Raw genomic sequence first — 3,974 nt, 5'->3', positions numbered from 1 at the left:
AGCTATCATAGCCACCCAGCCTATGGCAATGCAATTAAGATTCTTAGGGACCCTGGCAGAAATTGCAACTGAGAAAAACTCAACAATAATATTTCCTGTGCCTATTGACCTTCTTGAGCCATTTCTTAAGAAACTTAAAAAAGAGGCGGGATGATCCCTTCAAAGATAAAGGAGAAACTCAGGAAGTTTTATCACCAGATAATTGATATAGACGATACCCCTGAAAAAATAGCCCTCGGCATGGCCATTGGCATAGCCTTAGGTATACTCCCTACATTTGGCATAGGAACTTTCCTTGCTATCGGCCTTGCCTTTCTCCTCAGGGCTAACAGGCTCTCAGCCATCCTGGGCACCTTTATCATGAACCCATGGGTAGCTCCTTTTTTCTGGATGTTGAGTTACGCAATTGGCGGGCTATTTCTCGGAAAGGGTTGGTCGAATATACAGGCTGAATGGGAGCTTTATAAAAATAACGCAAAGAGCCTCGGCGAGCTGATAGGCAAAGATATCCTTCTCCCATATATTATCGGAAATGTGATTCTGACTGTTATTTTAGCCATTACAGGCTACATAATTACACTCAAACTGGTCAGGATTTACAGAGAGACAAAGAAACGGTATCCGGTGCAACGTAAGAACTGAGAGGTGCATAAAGGCATTTTCATAACAGGCACAGACACAGGGGTCGGCAAGACATTTGTTGCTGCCGGCCTTGTGGCTGCTTTAAAGCAAATGGGGCACCCCGCAACATGCGGGGTTATGAAGCCTGTAGAGACAGGATGCAGGATAGAAAAGGGTAAACTTATGCCTGTGGATGCCATTAAACTTATCGAGGCATCTGACATAAATGAGCCGCTTGATATTGTTAACCCCTATAGATTGATGCTTCCGCTTGCACCGGCAGTCGCAGCCGAGCTTGAGGGTGTGATTATACAGAAGAAGAAGATATTTTCTGCATACAGGAGACTTTCCAGCAAATATGATATTACGGTTGTGGAGGGCTCAGGAGGACTGATGGCGCCTCTTTATAAGGATTATCTTTTCATAGATTTAATAAGCAAACTTAAACTTCCTGTAATTATTGTTTCAAGGCCTGGCCTCGGCACAATAAACCATACGCTTTTGACTATTAACGCTGCCAGAGATAGAGGGCTTGCTGTCCTTGGGGTGATAGTAAATTGTGCTGTTAAGACAAAAATGGGACTTCCTGAAAAGACGAATCCCCAGGTAATAGAAAGGCTCGGGAAGGTGCCTGTCCTCGGCATTGTGCCTTTTTCAAAAACATTTACCCCTCAGCTTAAGAGAATTTTTCTTAAAATTGCAGAGGCTCTTTAACCAAGCACTGAAGCTCAGTAGTGCAGAAGTGCGGAAGTTCCTGCTATTTGACAATGCCAGTAAAATCGGTTATTTTCTTAATTACTATGCGGCATCCAGAATGGCTAAAGGTCAGGACATCGGGCACTCATAAAACAAAAAGTGTGCTGAGGCATTACGGGCTTTCAACCGTGTGCGAAGAGGCGAGGTGTCCGAATCAGGGGCGATGTTTTTCAAAAAATACAGTTACCTTCATGATACTTGGAGACAGGTGTACCAGAAACTGCTCTTTCTGCGCTGTAGAACATGCAGCACCGTTTTATCCTGATCTTGATGAACCTGAGCGAGTAGCAGAAGCCTCCAGATCTCTCGGCCTCAGGTATGTTGTAATAACTTCAGTAACACGGGACGACTTGCCTGATGGCGGTGCAGGACAGTTTGCATTAACAATAGAGGCTTTGAGAAAAAAAAATCCAGGTATAAAAGTCGAGGTGCTTACGCCTGATTTTAGAGGAGACGTGTTTGCTTTAAAAACCGTGCTTGATGCAGGACCTGATGTATTCAATCACAATATTGAAACTGTCCCGAGGCTCTATCCTGCTGTAAGGCCACAGTCTGATTACAGGCGATCCCTCGATGTTTTAAAAATTGCGAAGACCCTTTATCCACATATAAAAACAAAGTCAGGGTTTATGCTGGGCCTTGGGGAGAGGGAGCATGAGGTAATTTCTATGATGGAAGATTTGTCCGCCGAGGCGGATTGTGATTTTTTGACAATCGGCCAGTATCTCAGGCCACGCAAGGCAAATATTCCTGTGGTTGAATATGTGAAACCTGAAACCTTTGAAAGATATAAGAACATAGCCCTCAAAATGGGCTTTAAAACTGTGGCTTCATCGCCCCTTGTCAGGAGCTCTATGGATGCAGGGGAGCTGTTCGTCTCCCCGAGGGGGAGGGTGTGATAAGAATGAGAAAAAGAGGCATAAACAATGTTTGAGTTCAACAGGATTAAGAGGCTTCCACCTTATGTCTTTGGGATAGTCAATGACCTGAAGATGGAGGCCAGGAGAAAGGGAGAGGATATTATTGATCTGGGAATGGGCAATCCGGATTTGCCTACGCCCCAGCATATTGTAGCCAAACTTATTGAGGCTGCCCAGAATCCTAAAAACCACAGGTATTCAGCATCAAAAGGTATTACACAGTTGAGGATGGCTATATGCGAGTGGTATAAGAGGCGATTTGATGTTGACCTTGACCCTGAATCTGAGGTGGTGGTCACGATTGGGGCAAAGGAGGGACTGTCACATCTGGCCTATGCTACAGTCGAGCCAGGTGATGTAGTCCTGACGCCAACACCTGCCTATCCAATCCACCCTTACAGTGTTATCATAGCAGGAGGCGAGGTGAGGAGCATTCCAATCGGCAAGGGCATAGACTTTTTCGATGAGATGCAGAAGGCATTTAAATCAACATGGCCAAGGCCAAAGATGCTGATAATAAATTTTCCCCACAACCCTACAACAGCATGTGTGGGGCTTGATTTTTTCCAGAAGATTGTTGATTTTGCAAAAGAGAACAATATTATTGTTATCCATGATTTTGCTTATGCTGACCTTGTTTTCGATAACTACAAGGCGCCGAGTTTTTTGCAGGCCCCTGGCGCAAAAGGTATAGGGGTTGAGTTTTTCTCTCTGACCAAAAGCTATTCGATGGCCGGCTGGCGGGTTGGCTTTTGCGTTGGTAACAGAGAAATCGTTGGCGCACTCATAAAGATTAAAAGTTATCTGGATTATGGAATGTTTCAGCCAATCCAGATTGCAAGCATTATTGCCCTCAGGGGAGACCAGGGTTGTGTTGAAGAAATAAGGAAGACTTATGAGAGGAGGAGGGATGCTTTGATAGATGGCCTCAGAAAGGCAAACTGGACTGTTGAGCCGCCAAAGGCTACAATGTTTGTGTGGGCTCCTATCCCTGAGCCATTCAAAAAAATGGGCTCGCTTGAGTTTTCCAAACTTTTGATAAAAGAGGCAGGTGTTGCTGTCTCTCCCGGCATAGGTTTTGGCGAGGGTGGAGACAGTTTTGTAAGGTTTGCCCTTGTTGAAAACGAACACAGAATAAAACAGGCCGCAAGGGGAATAAAGAAAGTAATGAACAGGGGATAAGAGGGCTGATCTGACCGGGGCCTGCTCTGCCAAATAATCAGAAGATAAGAGGGTTAATTTGAGGCTTAAGGTTCTCTTAGATAAACACGAATTCTCAGAAGCTATAAAAAAATTTTTCACAGGGGAAGAATTTGAAGTTCACAACCTGCAAGAAAGGGCACTTCTCTTAGATGCTGTAGAAAAAGGCCATTTCAATATCATCCTTTTGTTTGATACCTATGGTTTGGGAATAAGCGATATTGTGGCAAAGCTTAAGGTATTAGACCCCCGTTCAGAAGTTATTTTTATTGGACAGCGAGACGAAGAAAATACTGCTATCGAAGCCATTAAGAACGGTGCAACTGCGTATTTTGATATGCCTGTTGATATGAATCGCTTTGAAGAAACATTAAGGAACATAAAGGAGATGGTTCACATCCGCCGGGAAACAGGTGAGATCGAAAGGCTCCTTCATGAGAAATATATTTTTGCATGGATGGTGAGTAAAGACCCTGT

At 44.3% G+C, this 3,974-nt stretch carries 5 protein-coding genes; all 5 read left to right on the top strand.

Going from position 1 to position 3,974, the window contains the following annotated elements:
* Positions 1 to 150: 150 nt before the first annotated feature.
* Complete coding sequence (locus HZC12_00135; protein ID MBI5025145.1) at positions 151 to 642, top strand: DUF2062 domain-containing protein; 492 nt, start codon at positions 151 to 153, stop codon at positions 640 to 642.
* A gap of 3 nt (positions 643 to 645) precedes the next feature.
* Entirely contained in the window at positions 646 to 1,335 is a 690-nt protein-coding gene (gene bioD, locus HZC12_00130; GenBank protein ID MBI5025144.1) for a dethiobiotin synthase, read from the top strand.
* An 86-nt stretch (positions 1,336 to 1,421) separates the two neighbouring features.
* Positions 1,422 to 2,276 (top strand): lipoyl synthase, encoded by an 855-nt coding sequence (lipA, locus tag HZC12_00125; GenBank protein ID MBI5025143.1) that lies wholly within the window; start codon positions 1,422 to 1,424, stop codon positions 2,274 to 2,276.
* A gap of 27 nt (positions 2,277 to 2,303) precedes the next feature.
* Positions 2,304 to 3,479: an alanine transaminase gene (gene alaC, locus HZC12_00120; protein MBI5025142.1), complete on the top strand. Its 1,176-nt coding sequence runs from the start codon at positions 2,304 to 2,306 to the stop codon at positions 3,477 to 3,479.
* A gap of 58 nt (positions 3,480 to 3,537) precedes the next feature.
* Positions 3,538 to 3,974, top strand: a 437-nt coding sequence (locus HZC12_00115; GenBank protein MBI5025141.1) for a hypothetical protein, incomplete at its 3' end; no start/stop codon positions are given.

The organism is Nitrospirota bacterium, from assembly GCA_016214385.1.
Classification (GTDB): Bacteria; Nitrospirota; Thermodesulfovibrionia; order UBA6902; family JACROP01; genus JACROP01.
This window is presented reverse-complemented; position numbering and strand designations above follow the sequence as displayed.